We start from the raw sequence: 25342 nt of genomic DNA on the forward strand, positions 1-25342 counted from the left end.
CTCGACCCGGCAATCCATCCTCTTCGTATCAAGCTGGATTAGTTAGCGCGCTGACGCGCGCGATGGATGCGCGGGCCTTCGCCGCGCCGGAGGGGCTACGGCCCCGCAGGCGGGTCAAGCCCGCGCATGACGGCAGAGGACGTGGCGAGCGTAGTGCACTCGCTCGCGGGCGAACGCGCCGCCCGCTTACTTCGGCAGCGTCGTGCTACCCATCAAGAACTGATCGATCGCCCGCGCGCAGAGGCGACCTTCCCGAATTGCCCACACCACCAGCGACTGGCCGCGGCGCATGTCGCCGGCGGCGAAGACCTTGTCGACCGAGGTGGTGAAGTGCGACAGGTCGGCGGCGACGTTGCCGCGCGGGTCGAGCGCGACGCCGAGCTGTTCGAGCAGGCCTTGCTTGACCGGCGACACGAAGCCCATCGCCAGCAGCACGAGGTCGGCCTGCAGCGTGAATTCGGTGCCGGGGATCGGCTGGAACTTGGCGTCGACGCGGACGCAGTTCAGCTGCTTCACCGCGCCGTTGTCGCCGGTGAAGCTCTGCGTCAGCACCGCGAATTCGCGGACCGCGCCTTCGGCCTGGCTCGACGAGGTGCGCATCTTCATCGGCCAGTTCGGCCAGGTCAGCCCCTTGTCTTCCTTCTCCGGCGGCGCCGCCATGATCTCGATCTGGGTCACCGAGGCGGCGCCCTGACGGATCGAGGTGCCGATGCAGTCCGAGCCGGTGTCGCCGCCGCCGATCACCACGACGTGCTTGCCGGTCGCCAGGATGTCTTCGCCATTCACTGCTTCGCCGGAGACGCGGCGATTCTGCTGCGTCAGGAAATCCATCGCGAAATGAATGCCGGAGAGTTCGCGGCCCGGAATCGGCAGGTCGCGCGGATATTCCGCACCGCCGGTCAGCGCCACGGCGTCGTACTGCTTCAGCAGCTCGGCGGGATCGACCGCGCCGGCCGCATTGCCGCCGACCGGCGCATTGTAGTGGAAGGTGACGCCTTCGGCTTCCATCTGCGCGACGCGGCGGTCGATCAGATGCTTCTCCATCTTGAAGTCGGGAATGCCGTAGCGCAGCAGGCCGCCGGCCTTGGCGAGCTTCTCATAGACGTGGACGTCGTGGCCGGCGCGCGCCAGCTGCTGCGCGCAGGCGAGACCCGCCGGGCCGGCGCCGATCACCGCGACGCTCTGGCCGGTCTTGACCGAGGCGAGTTCGGGCACGAGCCAGCCGTTCTCCCAGGCGCGGTCGACGATGGCGCATTCGATGGTTTTGATCGTGACCGGGTTGTCGTCGATGTTCAGCGTGCACGAGGCTTCGCACGGCGCCGGGCAGATCCGGCCGGTGAATTCCGGGAAGTTGTTGGTGGAGTGCAGGTTGCGCGAGGCCTCCTGCCAGTTGCCCTGGTACACCAGATCGTTCCAGTCGGGGATCTGGTTGTTGACCGGGCAGCCCGGCGCGCCCGGCTGCGCCGAGCCGGTGCCGTGGCAATACGGAATGCCGCAATTCATGCAGCGCGCGGCCTGGTCGCGGGTGTCCTTCTCGCTCAGCGGAACGACGAACTCGCTGTAGCCCTTCACCCGCTCGGCGACCGGCGCATAGACGCGATCGTGCCGTTCGATTTCCAGAAATCCCGTGATCTTGCCCATCAGACTACCAACGCCCCCGAACCTTCGAATTCATCCTGAGCCGTCATCCTGAGGCGCTCGCCCGCTTGGGCGAGCCTCGAAGGATGACTGTTCTGCTGCTGTCTCCGTCGCTGTCGCCCTTCGAGGCCCGCGCTGCGCGCGGGCACCTCAGGGTGACGGCTGTGCTTGTTGCCTTAAGCCCCGATCGCGATCTTGGGCTCCTCGGCCTGGCGCGCTTTCAGCTCGCGCAAAGCGCGGCGGTACTCGACCGGCATCACCTTGCGGAACTTCGGCAGCCACTCTTTCCAGTTGACGAGGATCTCGACGGCGCGCTTCGAGCCGGTGTAGCGGGCATGGCGCGAGATCAGGACGTGCAGCCGCTCGATATCCGAGCCGAGCAGATCGGCGAACACGTCGACCCGGCCGTGCGCTTCGAGATCGCCGGACTGATGGTACGCGTTGGCGTTGACCATCTCTTCCGACAGCACCGGTTCGAGCTCGACCATCGCCATGTTGCACAGCTTGCCGAACGCGCCGTCCTCGTCCAGCACATAGGCGACGCCGCCCGACATGCCGGCGGCGAAGTTGCGACCGGTCTTGCCGAGCACGACGACGATGCCGCCGGTCATGTATTCGCAGCAATGATCGCCCGCGCCCTCGACCACCGCGACCGCGCCGGAGTTGCGCACCGCGAAGCGCTCGCCGGCGATGCCGCGGAAGTAGCACTCGCCCTCGATCGCGCCGTACATCACGGTGTTGCCGACGATGATCGACTCCTCCGGCACGATGCCGGAATTCGCCGGCGGCCGGACGATGATCTTGCCGCCCGACAGGCCCTTGCCGACATAGTCGTTGCCTTCGCCTTCGAGATCGAAGGTGACGCCGCGCGCCAGCCAGGCGCCGAACGCCTGACCGGCGGTGCCCTTGAGGTGCACCTGGATGGTGTCGTGCGGCAGGCCGGCATGGCCGTAATGCTTGGCGACCACGCCGGACAGCATCGCGCCGGCGGAGCGGTTGGTGTTGTTGATCTCGACCTCGAACTTCACCGGCGCGCCGCGGTCAATCGCCGCCTGCGCGTTGGCAATCAAAGTGCGGTCGAGCACCTTGTCGAGGTGATGGTCCTGGGTCTCGGAGTGATAGATGGTCTGGCCGGCTTCCGCCTTCTGCTTGTGGAACAGCTTGGAGAAGTCGAGCCCCTTGGCCTTCCAGTGCGCCACCAGCGCCTGCTGGTCGAGCATCTGCGACTGACCGACCATCTCGTTGAAGCTGCGATAGCCCAGCGCCGCCATCAACTCGCGGACTTCTTCGGCGACGAAGAAGAAGTAGTTGATGACGTGCTCGGGCTGGCCGGTGAAGCGCTTGCGCAGCACCGGGTCCTGGGTCGCGACGCCGACCGGGCAGGTGTTGAGATGGCACTTGCGCATCATGATGCAGCCGGCCGCAATCAGCGGCGCGGTTGCGAAGCCGAACTCGTCGGCGCCCAGCAGCGCGCCGATCACCACGTCGCGGCCGGTGCGGAAGCCGCCGTCGACCTGCACGACGATGCGCGAGCGCAACCGCTCGCGCACCAGCGTCTGGTGCGTCTCGGCGAGGCCGATTTCCCACGGCGAGCCGGCGTGCTTGATCGAGGTCAGCGGCGAGGCGCCGGTGCCGCCTTCGAAGCCCGCGATGGTGACGTGGTCGGCGCGCGCTTTCGCAACGCCGGCCGCGACGGTACCGACGCCGATTTCCGACACCAGCTTGACCGAGACCGCGCTCGCCGGATTGACGTTCTTGAGATCGTAGATCAGCTGCGCCAGATCCTCGATCGAATAAATGTCGTGATGCGGCGGCGGCGAGATCAGGCCGACGCCGGGCGTCGAGTGCCGCACCGCCGCGATGGTCGCGTCGACCTTGTGGCCGGGCAACTGGCCACCCTCGCCGGGCTTGGCGCCCTGCGCCATCTTGATCTGCATCATGTCGGAATTGGCGAGATATTCCGTGGTGACGCCGAACCGGCCCGAGGCGATCTGCTTGATCGCCGAGCGCATCGAATCGCCGTTGGCCATCGGCTTGAAGCGGTCGGCTTCCTCGCCGCCCTCGCCGGTGTTCGACTTGCCGCCGATCCGGTTCATCGCGATCGCCAGCGTGCTGTGCGCCTCGCGCGAGATCGAGCCGAAGCTCATCGCGCCGGTGGCGAAGCGCTTGACGATCTCGGCGGCGGGCTCGACCTCCTCGATCGGCACCGGCTTGCGGCCCTCGGCCTCGGCGCCCTTGATCCTGAACAGGCCGCGCAGCGTCAGCAGACGCTCCTGCTGCTCGTTGAGGATACGGGCGAAGGCGCGGTAGCGCTCGACCGAATTGCCGCGCACGGCGTGCTGCAGCGTCGCCACCGAATCCGCCGTCCAGGCGTGGTCCTCGCCGCGCGAGCGATAGGCGTATTCGCCGCCGACATCGAGCGCGGTCTTGTAGACCAGCGCGTCGCCGAACGCGTCGTGATGGCGGCGCACGGTTTCCTCGGCGATCTGCGCCAGGCCGACGCCCTCGATCTGCGAATGCGTGCCGGCGAAGTACTTGGCGATGAAATCGTTACGCAGCCCGACCGCGTCGAAGATCTGCGCGCCGCAATACGACTGATAGGTCGAGATGCCCATCTTGGACATCACCTTCAGCAGGCCCTTGCCGATCGACTTGATGTAGCGCTTGACGATCTCGTAGTCGTCGAGCTTGGCCGGCAGCTTGTCCTTGAGCGCGATGATGGTTTCGAAGGCGAGATACGGGTTGATCGCCTCGGCGCCGTAGCCGGCCAGACAGGCGAAGTGATGCACCTCGCGCGGCTCGCCCGATTCGATGACGAGGCCGACCGAGGTTCGCAGCCCGACGCGGATCAGATGATGATGCACGGCGGCGCAGGCCAGCAGCGACGGGATCGGAATCCGGTCGGCGCCGGCGGCGCGGTCGCTGAGGATGATGATGTTGACGCCGTCGCGCACCGCGGCTTCGGCGCGCGCCGACAGATCCTCCAGCACCTGCTCGAGGCCGGCGGCGCCGAGCGCGGTGTGGAAGGTGGTGTCGAGCGTGCGCGACTTGAAATGCGGATCGCCGATCTCGGAGATCGAACGGATCTTCTCGAGGTCGCCGTCGGTCAGGATCGGCTGGCGGACTTCGAGCCGCTTGGTCCCGGCGATGCCCTGGGTGTCGAACAGGTTCGGCCGCGGCCCGATGATCGACACTAGGCTCATCACCAGCTCCTCGCGGATCGGATCGATCGGCGGGTTGGTGACCTGGGCGAAGTTCTGCTTGAAATAGGTGAACAGCGGCTTCGGCTTGTCGGACAGCGCCGACAGCGGCGTGTCGTTGCCCATCGAGCCCGAGGCTTCCTCGCCGGTCGACGCCATCGGCGTCATCAGGATCGAGATGTCCTCCTGAGTGTAGCCGAACGCCTGCTGCCGATCGAGCAGCGGCAGATTGGAGCGCTGGCCCTTGACCGGCGCGTCCGGCAGTTCCTCGAGCACGATCTGGGTGCGGCCGAGCCATTCGCGATAGGGCTGGCTGGCAGCGAGCTGCGCCTTGATCTCGTCGTCGGGAATGAGGCGGCCCTCGACCAGGTCGACCAGCAGCATCTTGCCGGGCTGCAGCCGCCACTTGGTGACGATCTGGTCCTCCGGAATCTTCAGCACGCCCATTTCGGACGCCATCACGATGCGGTCGTCGCGGGTGACCAGATAGCGCGCCGGGCGCAGGCCGTTGCGGTCTAGCGTGGCGCCGATCTGGCGGCCGTCGGTGAAGGCCAGCGCGGCCGGGCCGTCCCACGGCTCCATCAGCGCGGCGTGATATTCGTAGAAGGAGCGGCGCTGCTCGTCCATCAGCGGATTGCCGGCCCACGCCTCCGGGATCATCATCATCACCGCGTGCGGCAGCGAATAGCCGCCGCGCACCAGGAATTCGAGCGCGTTGTCGAAACAGGCGGTGTCGGACTGGCCCTCATAGGAAATCGGCCACAGCCGGCTGATGTCCTTGCCGTACAGCTTGGAGTGCACCGAGGCCTGCCGCGCCGCCATCCAGTTGACGTTGCCGCGCAGCGTGTTGATCTCGCCGTTATGCGCCACCATGCGATAGGGATGCGCCAGCGACCAGGTCGGGAAGGTGTTGGTCGAGAACCGCTGATGCACCAGCGCCAGCGCGCTCTCGAAATCCGGCTCGGCCAGATCGGGATAGTACTTGCCGAGCTGGTCGGCCAGGAACATGCCCTTGTAGATCACGGTGCGGCACGACAGCGACACCGGGTAATAGCCGGCGAAGCCGCGCTCGCGACGCTGATACACCGCGTTCGAGATCGACTTGCGCATGATGTAGAGATGGCGCTCGAACTCGTCCTCGGACTTGATCGTGCTGCCGCGTCCGATGAACACCTGCATGTTGGCGGGTTCGGTCGGCTTGACGGTCTCGCCCAGCGAGGAGTTGTCGGTCGGCACGTCGCGCCAGCCCAGCAGCGTCAGGCCCTCGGCCTTGATCTGGTCGGCGACGATGCTCTGGATCACCTTCCGCCACGAGGTGTCGCGCGGCATGAACAAGGCGCCGACGGCGTATTCGCCCGGCGCCGGCAGCGTGAAGCCGAGCTCGGAGGCCTTGCGGCTGAAGAAGGCGTGCGGAATTTGCACCAGAATGCCGGCGCCGTCGCCGGCGCGCGGGTCGGCGCCGACCGCGCCGCGGTGCTCGAGGTTGCACAGAATCCGGATCGCGTCGGCGACGATCTGATGCGACTTGACGCCCTTGATGTTGGCGATGAAGCCGACGCCGCAGGCGTCCTTCTCGCGCGACAGGTCGTACAGCCCCTCGGCCGGCGGACGCCAGTCGTGCTCGCGAGCAGGCGCAGTCGTTTTCACGGCCGGGTCCGCCGTCAGCGCATTGGCAACCATGTTCTCGCGCTCAACCTCAGACCCGCTCATTTTCGTCCTCATCTATCCGGCAAGGATATTTTCCAGCAGCGGCGCACTTCGGGCGTCCGCGGCACCCTCCGGGCCACCGCTCGCCGCCGCGAGCCACGATTTCCGTATTCAGACCCCTGTGTCCAGATCGTCCATAGGACAATCCAGGAGCCTCGCGCGGCGTCAGACGCCGCGATTCACGTTGTAATCCCGTGCTGGGCTACCACCGCAATTGAGACAGCGATGCTGTCCTAGCACAACCTTGGCAAATTTTTGTCTAGCACACAAGCGTGCGTGAGTCCTGTTTCCGAACGTGCAAATCGGCGACAACTGCCCCGGATTCAAGCTGAAACCGCCGCTATCCGGCCCAAGCCACGCCCAATTCCGCAACGAGTCTCCGCCCCGCCCGGATCGGGCCAAAAGCGGGACGTAGCAGGAGCAGGACATGAATTTCATCGGGTGCGTGATGTCGGCCGGACTGATGGCGACCGCGACCGCAGCGATGGCGCAGCCGGCGCCACGCGACATCGGGCGGCCGGCGATCACCGTGATCTCGGACATCGAGGGCCCCTATGCGGCACTGCCGCCTCCGCCTCCGCCGCGGATTCGGCGCTACCTGCCCGAAGGCCGCTACGTGCCCGAGGCGAACTTTGCGCCGGACGTGCTGCCGCCGCGCGAGATCGCCGCGATCGCCCGCGACCAGGGTTTCGAGCCGCTCGGCATCCCGCGCCAGCGCGGGATGTTCTATACGCTGGCCGCGATCAACCCGGACGGCGACGACGGCCGCCTGGTGATCGACGGCCGCAGCGGCCGGCTGGTGCGGTTCATGCCGGCGTGGCGGATGGGCGCCGCGATGGAAGACGAGACCGTCGCTAGCTACGGCCCGGTGCAGGGCCTGCCGCCGCTGCCCGAGCGCCGCGCGCAGCGGCCGGCGAAACCCGCGCCGCATCTCGCCAGCCGCACCCCGGCCACGCCGCTGCCGCGGCCGTCGCCGCAGCAATCCACCAAGGGCCCATCGCCGGCCGCTGCCGCAAAAGCCGCGACCGCTGTCGCGCCGGCGAAGGACGCTTCCAAGCCCGCCACCGACGCCGCGCCGAAGCAGGAGACCGCCAAAGCCGAGGACAAGCCGGCCGCGTCCCCCAACCCCACCCCGGCGCCCACCGAGGCCAAGCCCGAGGCCAAGCCGTCGACCTCGGCGCCCGCCATCCAGCCCACCGAGCCGATGCCGCCGGTGCAAGGGCTGGAATAGCTTCGGCGCGAAGCCGCGGTTGGATGGTCAAGGCGAGGCGATCAAGCGTGTCGCCACACCTTGACGGCGGATATCAGCAGCACGGCGGCCAACAGCGGGAGCAGGATTGCGTTCGGAACCAGCCCGAGCAATAGGCCGCCAATCAACGTTCCCACGATCGAGCCGGCCGCCATCACCAGCAGAAAGACCTTGTTCCGGCCGATCACCGAGAAGCTGTCATCCATGCTGTAGCGGGTGAATCCCACCAGCATGGTCGGCAGGCTCACAGCCAGCGACAGGCTCCCCGCCAGCTTGATGTCGGCCCCGAACAGCAGCACCAGGGTCGGAATCAGAAATTCGCCGCCGGCGACACCAAGCAACGACGCGATGACTCCGATGACGAAGCCCGCAATCACGCCGGCGGCGAGCAGCGCCGCGCCGCTGAACAGCGGGGCCCCGGCGACCACATCATGCGCGAACACCAGGACGCCCGCGATCACGACCAGCAGCGTGGCGATGATTCGGTAGAGCGTTTCCGACTTCAGCCGCGTCGCCCAGGACGCACCGATCCACGCGCCCGCGAGGCTGCCGGCGAGCAGGTTGACGATGATCGGCCAGTTCGCCGCCACAGCGGCGAACGGAACGGCGCTGGCGCGAAACGGCAAGGCCGTGGCCACCACGACAAGGCTGACGGCCTTGTTGATGATCACCGCGTCCAGGCCGCGAAATCTGAACAGGCCGATCAGGACGGGCAACCTGAACTCGGCCCCGCCGAGGCCGATCAGCCCGCCCAGCGTTCCGATCAATGCACCCGTGCCGAACGCCAATGGTTTGGAGCGCGGCTGCGATTCGACGACTTCCGACATGACGGCACCTTCGTGGGAGATCTGATACCCGCGATCCGTCGTGACGGTTGGATGCACGATCTGCTGACGGCAGGCCGTGGGGTTGTGTGATCGTATCAACCGAGGGCCCCCCCGACCAATATGGACTTTGGCGGGGGCTCACGCCGAGCGCCAGCTACGGCGCGGTGCAGGGACCGGAGTGAACCCGGACGCCGGACGCCCGGTCCGGCCTATCTCGCCGCGGTGGCTGCGGAAGGCTGACCGGCCGCCTCCAGGATCAGGTCGGCCACCTGCTTCGGATGCGACACCAGCGACAGGTGCCCGGCATCGAGTTCGACGGTGGTCGCATTCATACGCTTGGCCAGGAAGCGCTCGAGACCGGGATCGATCGTCCGATCCTGCTTCGACACCGCGTACCAGCTCGGCTTGCTGCGCCATGCCGCCTCGGTGGTGCGACCGGCGAACAGCGAAGCGGCGGTCGCGCCCTGCTCCGCATACAGCACCTGCGCCTTGTCGCGATCGACGCCGTTGGCGAAGTCGTTCAGGAACGCATCCTTCGACAGACGGGTGTAGCCGTCATGGGTCTGGATGCCGGCGCGCACCGGGCCGGTGGGAAACTGGCCCGACAGCGCCACGAAATCCTCGCCGGCGTCTGGCGCCCGCGCCGCGACATAGACCAGCGCCGAGACCTTGGGGTCGACGCCGAGTTGGCTGACCACCGTGCCGCCCCATGAATGTCCGACCAGCACGGTCGGCCCGTCCTGCAGCGCCAGCGCGCGACGGGTCTCGGCGAGCGAATCCTCGAGCGACGACAACGGATTCTGAACAGCGGTCACGTGCAGACCGGCGGCCTGCAGCCGCTCGATGACGCCGGCCCAACTGGAGCCGTCCGCCCAGGCGCCATGAACCAGCACCACGTTGTGCGCCTTGACCGGGGCCGGGGACGCCATCGCGGCCGTCGGGCCGAAGACAATCATCAGCGCTGCCGCCAGCAGCCGGCCTGTGACTCGCGCCCGTAAACGGTTTCTCGACATCGTTGCTCTCCGTGATGAGACATGCGCCGGAATGGCGTGACGTCGATTGTTCGGAGGCGCGGGTCGCAATGTTACCGCCTTCACAGCAGAGTGACTGCCGCAGCAAGCCTGGGCGGCAAAACAAAACGCCCCGGTTTCCCGGGGCGTTCGACGATGCGGATGGTTGAGAGTTGCAGCGCGCGCTTATGCGGCCGCCTTGTCGCTGGCCTGATCGACCACCTGCGGCGCGGAGACGGCGGTGGTGCTGATCGGAATGCTGCGCGGCTTCTTCGCCTCGGGAATCTCGCGCACGAGATCGACGTGGAGCAGGCCGTTCTCGAGGCTGGCGTTCTTCACCGTGACGTAGTCGGCGAGCTGGAACGCCCGCTCGAAGGCGCGCGCCGCGATGCCGCGATACAGCACTTCGGCCTTGCCGCCGTTCTCGTTCGCGGTCTTCTCGCCCTTGATGGTGAGCTGATTTTCCTTGGTCACGATCGAGAGTTCAGCCGGCGAGAAGCCGGAGACCGCGACGCTGATGCGATAGGCGTTTTCGCCGGTCCGCTCGATGTTGTAGGGCGGATAGCCGGGCGCTGCCTCCGCGGAGGTCTGGTCCAGCAGGTTGAACAGCCGGTCGAAGCCGACGGTGGAGCGATAGAACGGGGTGAGATCGAAAGTACGCATGGTGTAGTCCTCCTGGAAGCGACTGTTGCGATACCCGCCCGCCATCGGGCCGGGCATTGTCTGTGCAGCCGGAGCCGGTTCCTGACCCCTTGGTGTGGCCTGCACGAAAATGATATGGGAGGGTCGATCCGGTCTTCAAGAGGTCCGGAGAATCTTCGCCGACGTCGATTTTTCTTTCTTCCCTTCAGTCATTTAGAATGACCGGACCCGGTGCATGACGCTCGTCTCGATTCCCGCCAATCCGGTCCCCGACGGCGCCGTCTCCGGCACCATCAAGACCCCCGACGGTGCCGAACTGCGGTTCGCGCGGTGGCCGCCGCCGGCCGGCCGCAAGGGCACGGTGTGCGTCTTCGCCGGCCGCACCGAACAGATCGAGAAGTATTTCGAGACGGTGCGCGACCTGCAGGACCGCGGCTTCGCGGTGGCGATGATCGACTGGCGCGGCCAGGGCCATTCGTCGCGGAGGCTCAAGGATGTCCGCAAGGGCTATGTCCGCGCCTTCTCCGACTTCGAGATCGACGTCGAGACCTTCGTACGCGAGGTGGTGCTGCCGGACTGCCCGCCGCCGCATTTCGCGCTGGCGCATTCGATGGGCGGCGCGGTGATGCTGCGGATCGCCTATTCGGGCAAGCGCTGGTTCGACCGCATGGTGCTGTCGGCGCCGATGATCGACCTGCCGGGCCGCGCCACCTCGCTGCCGGTGCGGCTGCTGCTGCGGGCAATGCGGCTCGCCGGCCAGGGCGGCCGCTACGTGCCCGGCGGCAACGACGTGCTCGCCAACACCGAACCGTTCGCCGGCAATCGATTGACGTCGGACCCGGTGCGCTACGCCCGTAATGCGGCGATCATCGCCGAGGACCCGACGCTCGGCCTCGCCTCGCCGACCGTCGCCTGGGCGGATACCGCCTTCAGCACCATGCACGGCTTCCGCGCGGCGGACTATCCGTCGCGGATCCGGCAGCCGATCCTGATGCTCGCCGCGAGCCATGATACCATCGTCTCGACAGCCGCGATCGAGGAGTTCGCCTATCATCTGCGCGCGGGCTCGCATCTGGTGATCGCCGGCGCCAGGCACGAGATCCTGCAGGAGCAGGATCGCTACCGTCAGCAATTCTGGGCGGCATTCGACGCCTTCGTGCCGGGTACGCCGCTGTTCTGACCGATCCCATTGCTCGAGCGTGTCATCCGCCAGCGAGGCCGCCCACGACTTTCGACTGCTATCATGGAACTCCACACATCCGCCTTGGTTGCAGGCTGCAACATCCGCCGGCCTTTGCAGGCTCCCGCAAGTATCCTTTGAGAGATCGCGCTCCATGAAAATCCGCAAAGCCGTCTTCCCGGTCGCCGGCCTCGGCACCCGCGTGCTTCCCGCCACCAAGGCGATGCCGAAGGAGATGCTGACGATCGTCGACAAGCCACTGATCCAGTACGTCGTCGACGAGGCCAAGGAAGCCGGCATCGAGCACTTCATCTTCGTCACCGGCCGCAACAAGGGCATGATCGAGGACCATTTCGATCGCCAGTTCGAACTGGACATGACGCTGAAGGGCCGCAACAAGACGGCGGAAATGGAACTGCTGGCGCGCGACCAGCCGGAAGCCGGCGCGATGAGCTTCACCCGCCAGCAGGCGCCGCACGGGCTCGGCCACGCGGTGTGGTGCGCGCGCGACATCGTCGGCAACGAGCCGTTCGCGGTGGTGCTGCCGGACGAACTGGTGCTGAACTCGCCGGGTTGCCTCAAGCAGATGATCCAGGCCGCGGAAAAGCTCGGCGACAAGGCCAACGTCGTGGCGGTCGAGGAAGTGCCGGCCGATCGGACGCATCAATACGGCATCTGCGGCGTCGGCAAGCGCGACGGCAAGGCGTTCGAGATCGACGGAATGGTCGAGAAGCCGAAGCCCGGCACCGCGCCGTCGAACCTTTCGATTTCGGGCCGCTACATCCTGCAGCCGGAGATCTTCAAGATACTCGAGACCCAGGAGCGCGGCGCCGGCGGCGAAATCCAGCTCACCGACGCGATGATCGGGCTGTCGAAGACGCAGAAATTCTACGGCGTCGAGTTCGAGGGCGAGCGCCACGATTGCGGCTCGAAGGCGGGCTTCCTGCGCGCCAACATCGCCTTCGCGATGCGGCGCGACGATCTGCGCGACGGCCTGATCGCCGACATGCAGCGTTACCTCGGGAACTGATCGCGCCGCTCAGGCGACCAGCGTCAGGTCGCTGCGGCTCGCGGCGACCACGCAGCGGTTGCGGCCGAGATCCTTGGCGGCGTACAGCGCCTTGTCGGCGGCTTCGAACAGCACCGACCAGTGTTGCGCCGGGTTCGGCGTCATGCTGGCCACGCCGATACTGACGGTGACGCCGGCCTGACCTTCCGACCAGAGCTCGACCTTCTCGCGGATCGTCTCGGCCATCGCCTGCGCCGCCGTCGCGTTCAGGCCCGGCAGCAGGACGGCGAACTCCTCGCCGCCGAAGCGCGCGGCGCAATCGCCGGCGCGCTGCACGGTATCGCCGATGCAGAGCGCGATGCCGACCAGCACCTGGTCCCCCGCCTGGTGACCAAAGCTGTCGTTGAAGGCCTTGAAGTGATCGGCGTCGATGATCATCAGGGCGATCGGCGCGTTCGCCCGCGCCGCCCGCCGCCATTCGCGGTCGATCGCGATGTCGAACTTGCGGCGGTTGGTCAGGCCGGTCAGCGCATCGGTGGTGGCGAGTTCCTCCAGCCGGCGTTCGGCCTCGGCGCGGCGATCGATCTCGCGAATGAAGAAGACGGTGAAGCCGGCGACGATGACCGCGAGCCCGAGCAGGATCGCGCCGATCCGGATCGCCTCCACGCGCCACATCAGAAAGACGTCGTCCCAGGATTTGCCGACCAGCACCACCAGCGGCCGGGTGCTGTCGGCCCATACCATCATCCGCGGAATTCTGTCGAAGGCGCCATCGCCGCTGTACCAGCCGCGCCTCTGGCTGAAGATGCCGCGGACGCCCGGGGTCGCCATCATGTTGGCGCCGATGATGTCCGGCCTGAACGGCGTCCGCATGATCATCGTGCCATCGCGCGCGATCACCGCGATCACGTCGTGTGGGGCGAGCCGCAGGCGGCTGAACAGTTCCTGGAAATAGCTGAAGCGAATCGAGCCGGCGACGATCCCGAGAAATTGCCCGTCCGGCCCGGAGACCCGGCGGCTCAGCACGACCGAATAGGCGCCACGGTGCTGCATCGGGCTGCTGATGTAGAGGCCGAGATCCGGATCATCCCGTTGCACGGTGAAATACGGCTCGGTGGCGCGATTGATCCTTTCGGGCGTCCGCGACGCCGAATCGATGGTCAGATTTCCCTCGGCGTCGAACACCTGGATCGCGCCGAAATGCGGGGCGGTGGCCGCATGGTCGAACAGGATCAGGCGGCGGATGGTGTCGTCGACCTGCGAGAGCTGCGGCAGCGCCAGGCTGATGACCGCAGAACGCAGCGACAGGTCGTACAGCTCGACGGTGCGATTGATGTCGGCGCTGATCGTGGAAGCGAGGTTTTCCTGGGTCTGGCGCGCCAGTTCCTGGGCATTGCGCCGCATCTCCAGCATGATGCTGCCGCAGACCGCCGAGAATCCCAGCACCGTGATGACCGACGAAAAAATCAGGAGGCGGGGCGACATCCGTCGCCGCCGCCCGATCTCATCCCTGATCCGTTCAAAAATGCCGCCGCCGTTCATGCCAGAAAATAGCCATCCAAAACTTGCGGAGCGCTTAAGTTGCGATATTGACGTAACCCTCGGTTAACGCCTGATTTCACCGGCGAATGTCAATATCGGCCGTGAACTGCCCCGCAAAAACACATCGTCGCGCGTTGCATCGCTGATTTTCTCTCCGACAAGGATCTTATGTGAGCAAATTTGAACAGCTCCGGGACTATCTGAAAAGCCAGACCGCGACCGAACTGGTCCTGAGCAATGAGCAGATCGAGGATCTCATCGGTTTCGCACTGCCGCGCGCGGCGCAGCGCGCGTCGTGGTGGGACTCGACCCGGGCGCCGGAAGAAAAGATGCCGCAGCGCGTGGCCTGCCTCGAGGCCGGCTATGTCGCGACCCGTCTGCCGGACGGCAAGGGCGTCCGCTTCCGCCGCATCAAGACCGAGCGCCAGCGCAGGCCGTACTGAACCGCGCAGGCTCGCTCAATTCTGCAGGCGCACGCCGAGCATCACCACGGTGGCGTTATAGCTGCCGCCGACGATGTTGGAATCGAGCTGATCGCGGCGCAGCGTGCCTTTGACCCAGAGCGAGCGATTGAGCTTGTAGACCAGATTGCCCTCGAGCGAGGTGAAGCGGTCACTGCGGCCGGAGCCCTGATAGTCGTAGGTCGCGTAGGTGAACTTGCCGATCGCGGTCAGCCAGCGGCGGAAATCGTGGTCGACTTCGGCGGTGTAGGTCCGGGTCAGCACGCCGGAGACGCCGAAGAGCGGCGATTCGTCGATCGTGGTGTCGGCGCCGAGCTTCACCGTGGTCAACGGCGTCATCGTCCAGATCAGCGAGGCGGTGGTGAGCAGGCCCTCGAGCTTGAGCAGCCGCGGATCGCTGTAGGTTCGCGACGCCCAGCCGATCGACGCCTCGCCGGTGAGCAGGCGCGTCAGCTCGAAGCTGGTGCCGCCCTTGACGTAGCCGCCATTGCTGTTGCGCCGAAACCCGTAACGATCGGTGGCGGTGTCGTGCGTGCGCGTATCGGCCTGGCCCTCGACGAACGGCTTGAGGCCCGGCAGAATCTCGTAGCTGACGCGGCCGGTGCCGGCATATCTGTTGTAGTTGCGGTCGTTGTTGGTGTCGGTGCTGCCGTCGGTGAACACCGACTGCTGGTAGGCGCGACGATCGACACTGGCGATCCCGGTGAGCTGCAGCCGGTTGAAGCTCTGGTCGATGCCGCCGGACACGCCGGTCTGGGTGTAGATCGGATATTTCTGCAGGCCGACCTCGATGTTCGGGCTGCCGGGATTGTCGGTGCCGACGATCAGGCGGCCCTGCCCGAGCAGCCTGGTATCGCGGGTGACGTCGAGCCGGCCGTCGATGTGGCCGTCGAAGTCCGGCCGATCGAGATTGCGCGGCGCCGACGAAAACCCGCCGGCCGGGTTGTTGAAGTCGTGGCCGTAGCCGGTGAAGGAGCCGCGCAGATCGGCGACCAGCGCGTGGCGTTCCCAGTCCGACGTCACCATCAGCTCCGGCGAGATCTTGTAAAATCCGGAGGCCCGCGGATTGTTGGTGCGGCCGGGATTGGTGTCGTAGCCGCCGTTCAGTTCGAGCGCGCCCTTGAACAGGAAGCTGCCGGCATAGTCGCCGACCGGACCGAACGGATCGAGATCTGGCCTGAGCCGGCGGCGAAGCGGCTGGCCAGGCAGCGTCCCGGCGAAGGCCGCCGCGACCGGCAGCTTGGCGGCATTCTGCGACGGCGGCACCGGGCGGGCCGGCGGCCGCGCGGCGATCACCGGCCGCGAGCCGGGGCCGACCGCCCTGGGCTGCGGCGCGCCGGGGAAGATCTTCGGCTTCTGTCGCTTGCGGCCGAGCGAATCGTAGCCTGTCCCGGCGGTTCCGAGGCTGGGCTGCAGTCCGAAATTCGGTGACCCGCCGAGTCGCGACGGGGTGGTTCGGTCCCGGCGGGGTTCATCGTCCGTCGCATATGGATCGGCTGCGGTCGCCAGCCGCGGCGTCCGCTGCAGCGGCAGATCCTGCGGGGAGACGAACGCGCCGCGCTCCGGCCGGAACAGGTCCCTCGTCAGGCTCTGCGCCGCGGCGTGCCCGGCCGCGCCCGTCAACAGGCATGCGGCTACCGCCCGCAGCAACACTGCACGACGGAGGCGGCCGGTTGCTGGCGCCGGGGTCACGTTCACAAAACCTCAACGAAAACAATTGCTTGACGTAACGACCGCGACGCCCGGACGGCGAGCGGCGGCGGTCATCGTTAATGGAGTAAAAACGTTTATGGTTAAGGAGGAGTTGAGACCTGCGGCCAACGATCGGTTGAGAACCTCTCCGGACCGCGGCCGGGCGCGTCGCATCCCGTGCGACGGCATGCTAGGAAGGGCCCCGGCCACACCTCGGCTCACGCTTCGGGACCCTGCATGGCTCTTTCCAAACCCCGCACCACGAAATCCGCGATGACCGACCTCGCTGCCGCCGCGATCCCTTCGGCCCTGCGCACGCTGGAGGCGGAAGCCGACGGCGTCACCGCGCTCGCCGCAGCGCTGCAGTCCGACCTCGGCGGCGCCTTTGCTGCCGCGATCGAGATGATCCGCGGCGCCAAGGGGCGGCTGATCATCACCGGGCTCGGCAAATCCGGCCATATCGGCCGTAAGATCGCGGCGACCTTCGCCTCGACCGGCACGCCGGCGTTCTTCGTCCACGCCTCGGAAGCCAGCCATGGCGACCTCGGCATGATCACCGCCGATGACGTGATCCTTGCGATGTCGTGGTCCGGCGAGCAGCCGGAAATGAAGAACCTGATCTCTTACGCCAAGCGGTTCAGGATCGCGCTGATCGCGATGACCTCGGACTCCGGCTCGACGCTGGCCAAGGCCGCCGACATCTCGCTGACGCTGCCGAAGGCGCGCGAGGCCTGCCCGCACAATCTGGCGCCGACCACCTCGTCGCTGATGATGCTGGCGCTCGGCGACGCGATCGCAATCGCGCTGCTGGAGGGCCGCGGCTTCACCTCGACCGATTTCAGCGTGCTGCATCCCGGCGGCAAGCTGGGCGCGATGCTCAAATACGCCCGCGACCTGATGCACACCGGCGACGCGATCCCGCTGAAGCCGCTCGGCACCAAAATGTCGGACGCGCTGGTCGAGATGTCCGCCAAGGGCTTCGGCTGCGTCGGCATCGTCGACGCCAGCGGCGCTGTCGCCGGCATCGTCACCGACGGCGATCTGCGCCGCCACATGCGGCCGGACCTGATGACCGCCACCGTCGACGAGGTGATGACCAAGCGGCCGAAGACGATCAGCCCCGGCCTGCTCGCCGGCGAGACGCTGGAATTGCTGAACTCCTCGAAGATCACCGCGCTGCTGGTCACCGAAGGCAACAAGCCGGTCGGCATCGTCCATCTGCACGATCTGCTGCGCGCGGGCGTGGCGTAGGCACGACCCCGAACCCATCCTTCGAGGCCGCCGCGACGCGGCGGCACCTCAGGATGACGGCGTGCGCGTTGCAGCGCCCGAGCTCGCCACCCGGTCCTTTTCTTGAATCGCCCTTTGCTCCGAATCGTCATCCTGAGGCGCTCGCCCGCAGGGCGAGCCTCGAAGGATGCGGCGACACGCGCTTGCGGCTCATCCTTCGAGGCTTGATCCGTCACGCTCACGCGCGCCGGATCGCGCGCCTCAGGATGACGGGGCGGGTGTGGCAGCGCTTAGGGCGCTCACACCGCCGCCACGATCAGATTCACCCCGTCCGCATGCACGATCTTGACGCGGCTGCCGGCGGGGGCGTCGGGGCCGGTGACGCGCCAGAAGGTGTCGTCGATCCGCACCGTACCGACGCCACCCTCGATCGGTTTTTCCAGGGTGAAGACGCGACCGACCAGCGCATCGGAACGGCGGTTGAGGAACGGGTTGGTCGTGCCGGATTCCGCCGTGCCGCCGCGCGCCATCCGCCGCCACAGCGGCACCGCGGCGACCGCCAGCGCGGCGAACAGCAGCGCCTGCGCCTGCCATGACAGCGCCAGCACCGAAGCCAGCGCGAAAGTCGCGACGCCGGTCAGCAGCGCGGCGAGGCCGAGCCAGAACAGAAAGACACCCGGCGCGAGCAGCTCCAGCGCCATCAGCACGAAGCCGACGATCAGCCAGTTCCAGGAGCCGAGGGATATCAGAACGTCGATCATCGTCGCACCTTGCAGACGCAATCAGTGTAACCGGTCATTGCGAGCGAAGCGAAGCAATCCAGCGCCTTGCGCTGAGCCTCTGGATTGCTTCGTCGCTGCGCTCCTCGCAATGACGGGGCGCGGCGATCTGCGCGTCTCTCAAGTCGTCTTCGTCGGCCCGGCCGGCGGCACCGAGCCGCGGCGGGCGGCGGCCTGCGAGGTCGCGGCCTCGCCGAACGTCGCCTTGGCGATCTCGCCGATGCCGGCCAGCGAGCCGAGCATGCTCATCGCCTCGACCGGCAGCATGATGACCTTCTGGTTCGGCGATTCGGCGAGCTGGCCGAACGCCTTGATGTATTTGTCGGCGATGAAGTAGTTCAGCGCCGCGACGTCGCCCTTGGAAATCGCGTCGCTGACCATCTGGGTCGCGCGCGCTTCGGCCTCGGCGGAGCGTTCGCGCGCCTCGGCGTCGCGGAACGCGGCCTCGCGGCGGCCCTCGGCCTGCAGGATCTGGCCCTGCTTAGCGCCCTCGGCGCGCAGAATTTCCGATTGCCGCGCGCCCTCGGCCTGCAGAATGTCGGCGCGCTTGACGCGCTCGGCCTTCATCTGCCGCCCCATCGCCTCGACCAGATCGGCCGGCGGCACGATGTCCTTGATCTCGATGCGGTTGACCTTGATGCCCCACGGCGACACCGCGGCGTCGACGACGCGTAGCAGCCGCTCGTTGATCTCGTCGCGATGCGACAGCACCTGGTCGAGATCCATCGAGCCCATCACCGAGCGGATGTTGGTCATGGTCAGCACGATGATCCCCTGATCGAGATTGGAGACCTCGTAGCTCGCCTTGGCGGCGTCGAACACCTGGAAGAATGCGACCCCGTCCACCGTGACGGTGGCGTTGTCCTTGGTGATGACTTCCTGCTGCGGAATCTCGATCACCTGCTCCATCACGTTCATCTTGCGGCCGACGCGATCGAAATACGGAATGATCAGGTTGAGGCCCGGCGCCAGCGTCCGGGTGAATTTGCCGAACCGCTCGATGGTCCAGTTGTAGCCCTGCGGCACCGTCTTGACGCCGGCGAACAGCGTCAGGATCACCAGCAGCACGAGCACGATGGAAAAGATATCGAAGCCAGACAGGTCGTACATGCAAAGTCTCCTCCGGCGGCTTGTGTCCGCATCGGGCCACCCTGGCGGCCATGGCAATGCGCACGCCGGACCGGCGCAACCGGTCATGGGTCGCCTGATTGTGATGTAAGGTTCGAGCGCGCGGAAAGCGAGCGTGATCGCGAGGCGAGGCGGCGGTATCGTGCGCAGCCGCGGCCGTGAAGGCCGGCCCTCGGAGCCGGCCGCCTACAACCAACCCTGCAGTTCGCGCATCACCAGTTGCCGGATCACCTGAATGCCGTCATCGCTGTCGTTGAGGCAGGGGATCGCGGAGAATTCCTGGCCGCCATTGTGCATGAAGATCTCGGCGTTCTCCTGCGCGATTTCTTCCAGCGTCTCGAGGCAATCCGCGGCGAAGCCGGGCATCACCACCGCGAGCTTGCGTACGCCGTCCTTGGCGAGTTTCTCGATGGTCTTGTCGGTGTAGGGCTGCAGCCACTCATTGAAGCCGAAGCGTGACTGGAATGTCAGCAGCAGCTTCTTGTCGTCCAGCCCCATCCGCTCGCGCAGAGCGTCGACGGTGGCGACGCATTGCGTCTGATACGGATCCCCTTTGTCGATATAGGATTGCGGCATGCCGTGAAACGACGCCACGATCATCTCGGGCTCGAACGGCAGCGTCGAAAGATGCGCATTGATCGAATTCGCCAGCGCCTCGATATAGGCCTCGTCGCGATAATAAGGCGGCGTCACCCGCAGCGTCGGCTGGGCGCGCAATTCGCGCAGCACGCGAAACGCCTGGTCGCACACCGTCGCCGAGGTCGCCGCCGAATACTGGGGATAAAGCGGCACCACGAGCAGCCGCGAGCAGCCTTGCGCCAGCAGCGCCTCGATCCGGTCCCGCATCGAGGGATTGCCGTAGCGCATCGCCCAGTCCACCACCAGATGGCTGCGATCGTTCAGCGACACGGCGAGCTTTTCGGCCTGCGCGCGGGTGATGGTCTTCAGCGGGGATTCGTTCTTTTCCTGGTTCCAGATCTTCTGGTAGTCCTTGGCCTTGCGGGCCGGACGGGTGTTCAGGATGATGCCGTTCAGCGCCAGTTTCCAGAAAATCCCCTGATTCTCGATCACCCGCGGATCCGACAGGAACTCGCGCAGATAAACCCGCACGCCCTTGGTGTCGCAACTGTCCGGGGTGCCGAGATTGACCAGCAATACCCCGACGCGCTCCGGCGCAGGTGCCAGGGCGGGCGCAGGGCCGTGAATGGGAACAATCACCGTCATGATGCTGATTGGCTTCGCGCTTTGGCCTATTGTTGTCAAGACGACGCGATGACCGCGGGGTGGCCAGACGCCGCGCCGGATCGCATCCTCCCGTAGCTATGAAACGATCTACGAACGACAACCGATCCGGTTTGCTGCAATCGCACGATTGCTCGAATTTAGAGCGCCTGGTTAAAGACAGGTCACGCGCTCGGCGGCGACATAACCTAGTAGAAGCCCGATGCCGAACAGCAGCACCAGCCCTGCCGCGCCGAATTCGACGCCGCGCATGAACAGGACGCCGCCGCCGGCGTGACCCGCCGATAGCCGCCGCGCCACGCCCTTGGCGGACACCGCGATGGTGGCGATGGTCGCCACCGTGATGGCGGTTCCGAGCCCCATCACGAAGGTCGCGGCGATCCCGGCCCAGAACATCCCCTGAGCCAGCGCGAACACCAGCACCAGGATGGCCCCGGAACAGGGCCGAATGCCGACCGTCAGCACCGCGCCCAGGCCGCGCCGCCAGCCGCCCGGGCCGGCCAGTTCCGCCGGGGAAGGTCCATGCGAATGCCCGCAATGATCGCAGGATTCGTCGTGGGCATGGGCATGGGCGTGGGCGTGATCATGGCCATGATGATCGTGCGCGTGAGCATGATCGTGGTGCGCATGATCGTGGTGCGCGTGATCGTGATGGTCGTGGCCGGCATGGGCCTGCAGCGCATGCGAATGGCCGTGGTCATGGGCGTGATCGTGGGCATGGCCGTGCGCGGGAGCGCCCGCATGGGCCATCGCCGGGACGCCGGCCAGCGCCAGGCCCGGCTTGCGCATGCTGCTCTGCAGCGCGCGAAAGAACCCGCCGCCCTTGCTCCACACCAGCCGCGCGCCGAACAGCGCGATCAGGGCGTAGCTGCCGATCTCGATCGCCCGTTCGGCGCTGCACATCGTCTTCGCGGTGGCGTTGAGCAGCCAGGCGCAGATGCCGACGATCAGCACCGCGACCAGCGCCTGCATCAGCGCCGAGACGAACGACAGCACGATGCCGCGCCGCGCGGTCTCTTCATTGGCGATCATGTAGGACGAGATCACAGCCTTGCCGTGGCCGGGGCCCGCGGCATGGAAGATGCCGTAGGCGAACGAAATGCCGAGCAGCGTCCAGACCGCGCTGCCGTCCGCCTTCGCGGCGCGAATCGTCGCCGACATCTGCTTGTAGAACGCCGATTGCTGCGCCAGCAGCCAGCCGATGATCCCGCCGGCCTGCGGCTCGGCGGCGGCCTTCGGCGCGCCGAACGGATTCTGGGCGAAAGCGCCGTGCAGGGCGGCGTCAGCCAAGAGGCAGGCGGCGAGCAGCGCGACGCAGAGCAGCGTCAGGGTCCGGAACGACATTCCTTCCCCGTCATTGCGAGCGAAGCGAAGCAATCCAGAAGCGCGGTGCTCGGCGCTGGATTGCTTCGTCGCGGAGCCTGTACCCGGACGGCGCGGAGCGCCGATCCGGGTGCTCCTCGCAATGACGGCGGGGGAGCGCTGCGAACTCAAGAGCCTGCCGGCTTCGTTCGATCGCGTCACGGGCACTTGACCTCGATCTTGTTGGCGAACATCGCGCCGTAATTGGAGTTGTCGCCGCTCAGGAAATTGTCTTCCGACATCCGCTGCGCGGTCGCCGTGCCGTCATTGGGACGCTCGAATTTCAGCGCGCAGCCGGCCGGCGCGCCGGCGAGCTTGACCGGGTCCTTGTCGGCGAAGGTGAAGTCGATGAAGTAACTCGGGTCGAACACTTCGACCGCCATCTCCTTGCTCTTCACCGGCGCCTTCAGCGGCAGGAAAAAGTGCAGCGTCAGCACGCTGTTGTTGACGTCGAGATAGTAATCGACCGGCTCGTTGAACTTCTGCTTCTTGCCTTCGGCCTTGGCGAAGGTGAAGAACGCGAATTCCTTCAGCGACTCGACGTTGGTCTGGGCCAGCGGCGCAAGTTCCTCGCGGGTGTAGACGCCCTTCTGCTTGGTCTCGATGCCCTGCAGCGCATAGGTCGAGAACATGTCGTCGAACGCCCAGGAATGCCGCACGCCGGTCAGCGCGCCGTCCGGCCCGTAGACCAGCTCGCTGGTCGCGGTGATCCAGACATGCGGATGGGCGTGGGCTGCGGCGACGCCGGCCGACAGCGTCAGCGCGGCCGCGAGCGCGGTTCGAAGGACGGCGAGGCGAAGCAAGCCGAGCATGGCGCTACGCGGCCTCCGGGGTTTCGAGCAGGCCGCGCCGGCGCAGCAGCGCGTCGGGCTCCGGCGGCCGGCCGCGGAAGGCGATATAGGCCTCCTCCGGATCGCGCGAGCCGCCCGAGGCGTAGATGTCGTCGCGCAGACGCTTCGCGACCTTGGGATCGAAGATGTCGCCGGCCTCCTCGAACGCGCCGAAGGCGTCGGCGTCCATCACCTCGCTCCACATGTAGCTGTAATAGCCCGAGGCGTAATGATCGCCGGAGAAGATGTGGCCGAACTGGGTCGGCCGGTGGCGCAGCGCGATCTCCTCCGGCATGCCGATCTTGTCGAGCTCGCGGCGCTCGAAATCTCGGATGTCGCCGACGCTCGCGGCCGGCTGGGTGTGGAATTCGAGATCGAGCAGCGCCGAGGACACGAACTCCACCGTGGCGAAGCCCTGGTTGAATTTTCGCGCGGCGATGAAGCGCTGCAGCAGATCGTCCGGCAGCGGCTCGCCGGTCTGGTAGTGCCGGGCGAAGCGCTGCAGCACCTCGGGCCGCTCCTGCCAGTGCTCGTAGAGCTGCGACGGCAGTTCGACGAAATCGGTGAACACGCTGGTGCCGGACAGCGACGGATAGGTCACGTCCGACATCATGCCGTGCAGGCCGTGGCCGAATTCGTGAAACAGCGTGCGGGCGTCGTCGGGCGACAGCAGCGACGGTTCGCCGTCGGCGCCTTTCGAGAAGTTGCAGACGTTGATGATCAGCGGCGCGACCGCGCCGTCGAGCTTCTGCTGGTCGCGCAGCGAGGTCATCCAGGCGCCGGAGCGCTTCGACGGCCGGGCGTAATAGTCGCCGTAGAACAGCCCGCGATGCGCGCCGCCTTCGTCCTTGACCTCCCAGACCCGGACGTCGGGATGCCACACCGGCACATCCTTGCGCTCGGCGAACGTCACGCCGAACAGCCGGGTCGCGGTGTCGAAGGCGGCGGCGATCATGTTGTCGAGCGACAGATACGGCTTGATCGCGGCGTCGTCGAAATTGGCGCGGCGCTGGCGCAGCTTCTCGGCGTAGAAGCGCCAGTCCCACGGCGCCAGCTTGAAGTTGCCGCCTTCTTCCGTGACCAGTTCCTGCAACGCGTCGCGGTCGGCCATCGCGCGGGCGCGCGCCGGCTTCCACACCCGCTCCAGCAGGCCGCGCACCGCCTCCGGCGTCTTGGCCATCGAATCCTCCAGCCGGTAGGCCGCGAAGGTCGGATAGCCGAGCAGCTTGGCGCTCTCCTCGCGCAGACCGAGGATCTCGCCGATCAGCGCATTGTTGTCGTTGGCATTGCCATTGTCGCCGCGGGCGATGAAGGCGCGGTAGGCCTTCTCGCGCAGATCGCGGCGGCTGGACATCTTCAGGAACGGCTCGACCGAGGACCGCGACAGCGTCACCACCGCCCTGCCGGGCAGCCCGCGCTCCTCCGCGGCGGCCTTGGCTGCGGCGACGAAACTGTCCGGCAGCCCGTCATAATCGCCCTCGCCGATCTCCATGAACCAGTCCTGCTCGTCGCCGAGCAGATGATGGCTGAAATCGGTGCCCAGTTGCGCGAGACGCTCGTTGATCTCCGCCATGCGCTTTTTCGCGGCGTCGTCGAGGCCGGCGCCGGAGCGGTGGAAGCGGGTGTAGGTGCGCTCCAGCAGACGGCGCTCCTCGGATGTCAGCGTCAGCTCGGCACGCTTGTCGTGCAGCGCGGCGATGCGGCCGAACAGCACCGCGTTCATCATGATCGGATTCCAGTGTCGCGCCATCCGCAGCGACACGTCCTTGTCGATCTCCAGCAGCGCCGGATTGGAATGCGCCGACACCAGATCGTAGAACACCGCCGCAACCCGGTTGAGCAGCTTGCCGGAGCGCTCCAGCGCCGTGACGGTGTTGGCGAAGTCCGGCTCGGTCGGATCGTTGGTGATCGCGGCGATCTCGGCGGCGTGGTCGGCGAACGCCTGCTCGAACGCCGGCAGAAAGTGCTCGGGCGCGATCTCGGTGAATGGCGGAGTTTCGAACGGCGTGGTCCAGGCCTGCAACAACGGATTGCCGGCGCTGGTCGGTGCGGCAATCGGTCCAGTGCTTTCAGACATCAAGAGATCCTGCTTTGGGCGTCGAGAATTGCGAACATATAGCACTTCGTGGGGCTTTTTTGCGCCCTTCCCCCGCCCGAACGCGCGGTTTATTCACGCCCGACCGCCCAGATGCTGACACTTTGCGGGATCATCGGCTTTGGCTTGCCGCGGCGGACTTTTTCAGAGAGATTGCGCCGCCCAACAGGACACCGACCGATGAGCAAGCTCCAGAACCCGAACGCGACCCGTCAGATTGCCTGGCCGAGCGTCGTCACCGTGATCAGCGCCGCGATCCTGATCGGCGCCGAGGTGTTCGGCGCCGCCTTCGCGGGTGGCTGGGCGCTGGGGATCCTGTTCGGTCTCGAGGGCGGCGCCACCCAGATTCTGCAGGCGGTGCTGTTCGTGCTCGGCGTCGTCGTGATGGTGGCGTTCATCCGCAACGCGCAGCGGATCGAGCCTTTCTTCAAACGCGCCTGAGCGCTTCTGCTTCAAACGCGCCTGAGCGCTTCTGCTTCAAACGCGCCTGAGCGCTTCCGCTTCAAACGCGCCTGAGCG

General features: G+C 66.6%; 19 protein-coding genes. 6 read left to right on the forward strand and 13 right to left on the reverse strand.

Features of this window, described 5'->3' with window-relative positions:
- Positions 1-186: 186 nt before the first annotated feature.
- Positions 187-1641, reverse strand: a complete 1455-nt coding sequence (locus tag ACTZWT_RS24085; RefSeq protein WP_444772211.1) for a glutamate synthase subunit beta — start codon at positions 1639-1641, stop codon at positions 187-189.
- Positions 1642-1814: 173 nt separating this feature from the next.
- Positions 1815-6548 carry a glutamate synthase large subunit gene (gltB, locus tag ACTZWT_RS24090; protein ID WP_444772212.1) on the reverse strand — a complete coding sequence of 1578 codons (4734 nt, stop codon included), beginning with the start codon at positions 6546-6548 and terminating at the stop codon, positions 1815-1817.
- 424 nt (positions 6549-6972) lie between these two features.
- On the opposite strand from gltB, the gene ACTZWT_RS24095 reads away from it, so the two are divergent.
- A complete protein-coding gene (locus tag ACTZWT_RS24095) occupies positions 6973-7776 on the forward strand; it encodes a hypothetical protein (protein ID WP_444772213.1) in 804 nt (267 codons plus the stop codon).
- A gap of 41 nt (positions 7777-7817) precedes the next feature.
- Here ACTZWT_RS24095 and ACTZWT_RS24100 read toward each other — a convergent pair whose 3' ends face one another.
- The 3 genes from ACTZWT_RS24100 to ACTZWT_RS24110 all read right to left on the reverse strand — a co-directional run bounded on the left by ACTZWT_RS24100 (position 7818) and on the right by ACTZWT_RS24110 (position 10294).
- Positions 7818-8621, reverse strand: a complete 804-nt coding sequence (locus ACTZWT_RS24100) for a sulfite exporter TauE/SafE family protein (RefSeq protein WP_444772214.1) — start codon at positions 8619-8621, stop codon at positions 7818-7820.
- Between the two features lie 209 nt (positions 8622-8830).
- Entirely contained in the window at positions 8831-9634 is an 804-nt protein-coding gene (locus ACTZWT_RS24105) for an alpha/beta fold hydrolase (RefSeq protein ID WP_444772215.1), read from the reverse strand.
- Positions 9635-9817: 183 nt separating this feature from the next.
- Positions 9818-10294, reverse strand: a complete 477-nt coding sequence (locus tag ACTZWT_RS24110) for an Hsp20 family protein (RefSeq protein ID WP_444772216.1) — start codon at positions 10292-10294, stop codon at positions 9818-9820.
- 214 nt (positions 10295-10508) lie between these two features.
- Between ACTZWT_RS24110 and ACTZWT_RS24115 the strand changes: the two genes are divergently transcribed.
- Complete coding sequence (locus ACTZWT_RS24115; protein WP_444772217.1) at positions 10509-11453, forward strand: alpha/beta hydrolase; 945 nt, start codon at positions 10509-10511, stop codon at positions 11451-11453.
- 154 nt (positions 11454-11607) lie between these two features.
- Entirely contained in the window at positions 11608-12483 is an 876-nt protein-coding gene (gene galU / locus ACTZWT_RS24120; protein ID WP_444772218.1) for a UTP--glucose-1-phosphate uridylyltransferase GalU, read from the forward strand.
- Between the two features lie 9 nt (positions 12484-12492).
- Here the strand turns inward: galU and ACTZWT_RS24125 are convergent, their stop codons facing one another.
- A complete protein-coding gene (locus ACTZWT_RS24125) occupies positions 12493-14004 on the reverse strand; it encodes a sensor domain-containing diguanylate cyclase (protein ID WP_444772219.1) in 1512 nt (503 codons plus the stop codon).
- Positions 14005-14174: 170 nt separating this feature from the next.
- Between ACTZWT_RS24125 and ACTZWT_RS24130 the strand changes: the two genes are divergently transcribed.
- Complete coding sequence (locus tag ACTZWT_RS24130) at positions 14175-14447, forward strand: DUF7662 domain-containing protein (protein ID WP_444772220.1); 273 nt, start codon at positions 14175-14177, stop codon at positions 14445-14447.
- A 15-nt stretch (positions 14448-14462) separates the two neighbouring features.
- Here the strand turns inward: ACTZWT_RS24130 and ACTZWT_RS24135 are convergent, their stop codons facing one another.
- Positions 14463-16157 (reverse strand): outer membrane beta-barrel protein, encoded by a 1695-nt coding sequence (locus tag ACTZWT_RS24135; RefSeq protein WP_444772221.1) that lies wholly within the window; start codon positions 16155-16157, stop codon positions 14463-14465.
- Positions 16158-16394: 237 nt separating this feature from the next.
- Here ACTZWT_RS24135 and ACTZWT_RS24140 point away from each other — a divergent pair, with 237 nt between their 5' ends.
- Positions 16395-17408: a KpsF/GutQ family sugar-phosphate isomerase gene (locus tag ACTZWT_RS24140; RefSeq protein ID WP_444772222.1), complete on the forward strand. Its 1014-nt coding sequence runs from the start codon at positions 16395-16397 to the stop codon at positions 17406-17408.
- A gap of 278 nt (positions 17409-17686) precedes the next feature.
- Here the strand turns inward: ACTZWT_RS24140 and ACTZWT_RS24145 are convergent, their stop codons facing one another.
- From ACTZWT_RS24145 to ACTZWT_RS24170, 6 genes are all read right to left on the reverse strand, one after another.
- Positions 17687-18148, reverse strand: coding sequence for an NfeD family protein (locus ACTZWT_RS24145; RefSeq protein WP_444772223.1), 462 nt, complete (start codon positions 18146-18148; stop codon positions 17687-17689).
- 138 nt (positions 18149-18286) lie between these two features.
- Entirely contained in the window at positions 18287-19267 is a 981-nt protein-coding gene (locus ACTZWT_RS24150) for an SPFH domain-containing protein (RefSeq protein ID WP_444772255.1), read from the reverse strand.
- 213 nt (positions 19268-19480) lie between these two features.
- Positions 19481-20518 (reverse strand): ferrochelatase, encoded by a 1038-nt coding sequence (gene hemH, locus ACTZWT_RS24155; RefSeq protein WP_444772224.1) that lies wholly within the window; start codon positions 20516-20518, stop codon positions 19481-19483.
- Between the two features lie 171 nt (positions 20519-20689).
- Positions 20690-21880: a nickel/cobalt transporter gene (locus ACTZWT_RS24160; protein ID WP_444772225.1), complete on the reverse strand. Its 1191-nt coding sequence runs from the start codon at positions 21878-21880 to the stop codon at positions 20690-20692.
- A gap of 176 nt (positions 21881-22056) precedes the next feature.
- Positions 22057-22710 carry a DUF1007 family protein gene (locus ACTZWT_RS24165; RefSeq protein ID WP_444772226.1) on the reverse strand — a complete coding sequence of 218 codons (654 nt, stop codon included), beginning with the start codon at positions 22708-22710 and terminating at the stop codon, positions 22057-22059.
- Between the two features lie 4 nt (positions 22711-22714).
- A complete protein-coding gene (locus ACTZWT_RS24170) occupies positions 22715-24805 on the reverse strand; it encodes a M3 family metallopeptidase (RefSeq protein WP_444772227.1) in 2091 nt (696 codons plus the stop codon).
- A gap of 198 nt (positions 24806-25003) precedes the next feature.
- Here ACTZWT_RS24170 and ACTZWT_RS24175 point away from each other — a divergent pair, with 198 nt between their 5' ends.
- A complete protein-coding gene (locus ACTZWT_RS24175) occupies positions 25004-25264 on the forward strand; it encodes a hypothetical protein (RefSeq protein ID WP_444772228.1) in 261 nt (86 codons plus the stop codon).
- Positions 25265-25342 lie beyond the last annotated feature (78 nt).

The organism is Rhodopseudomonas sp. NSM (assembly GCF_052445935.1).
In the GTDB taxonomy this organism is placed as follows: domain Bacteria; phylum Pseudomonadota; class Alphaproteobacteria; order Rhizobiales; family Xanthobacteraceae; genus Rhodopseudomonas.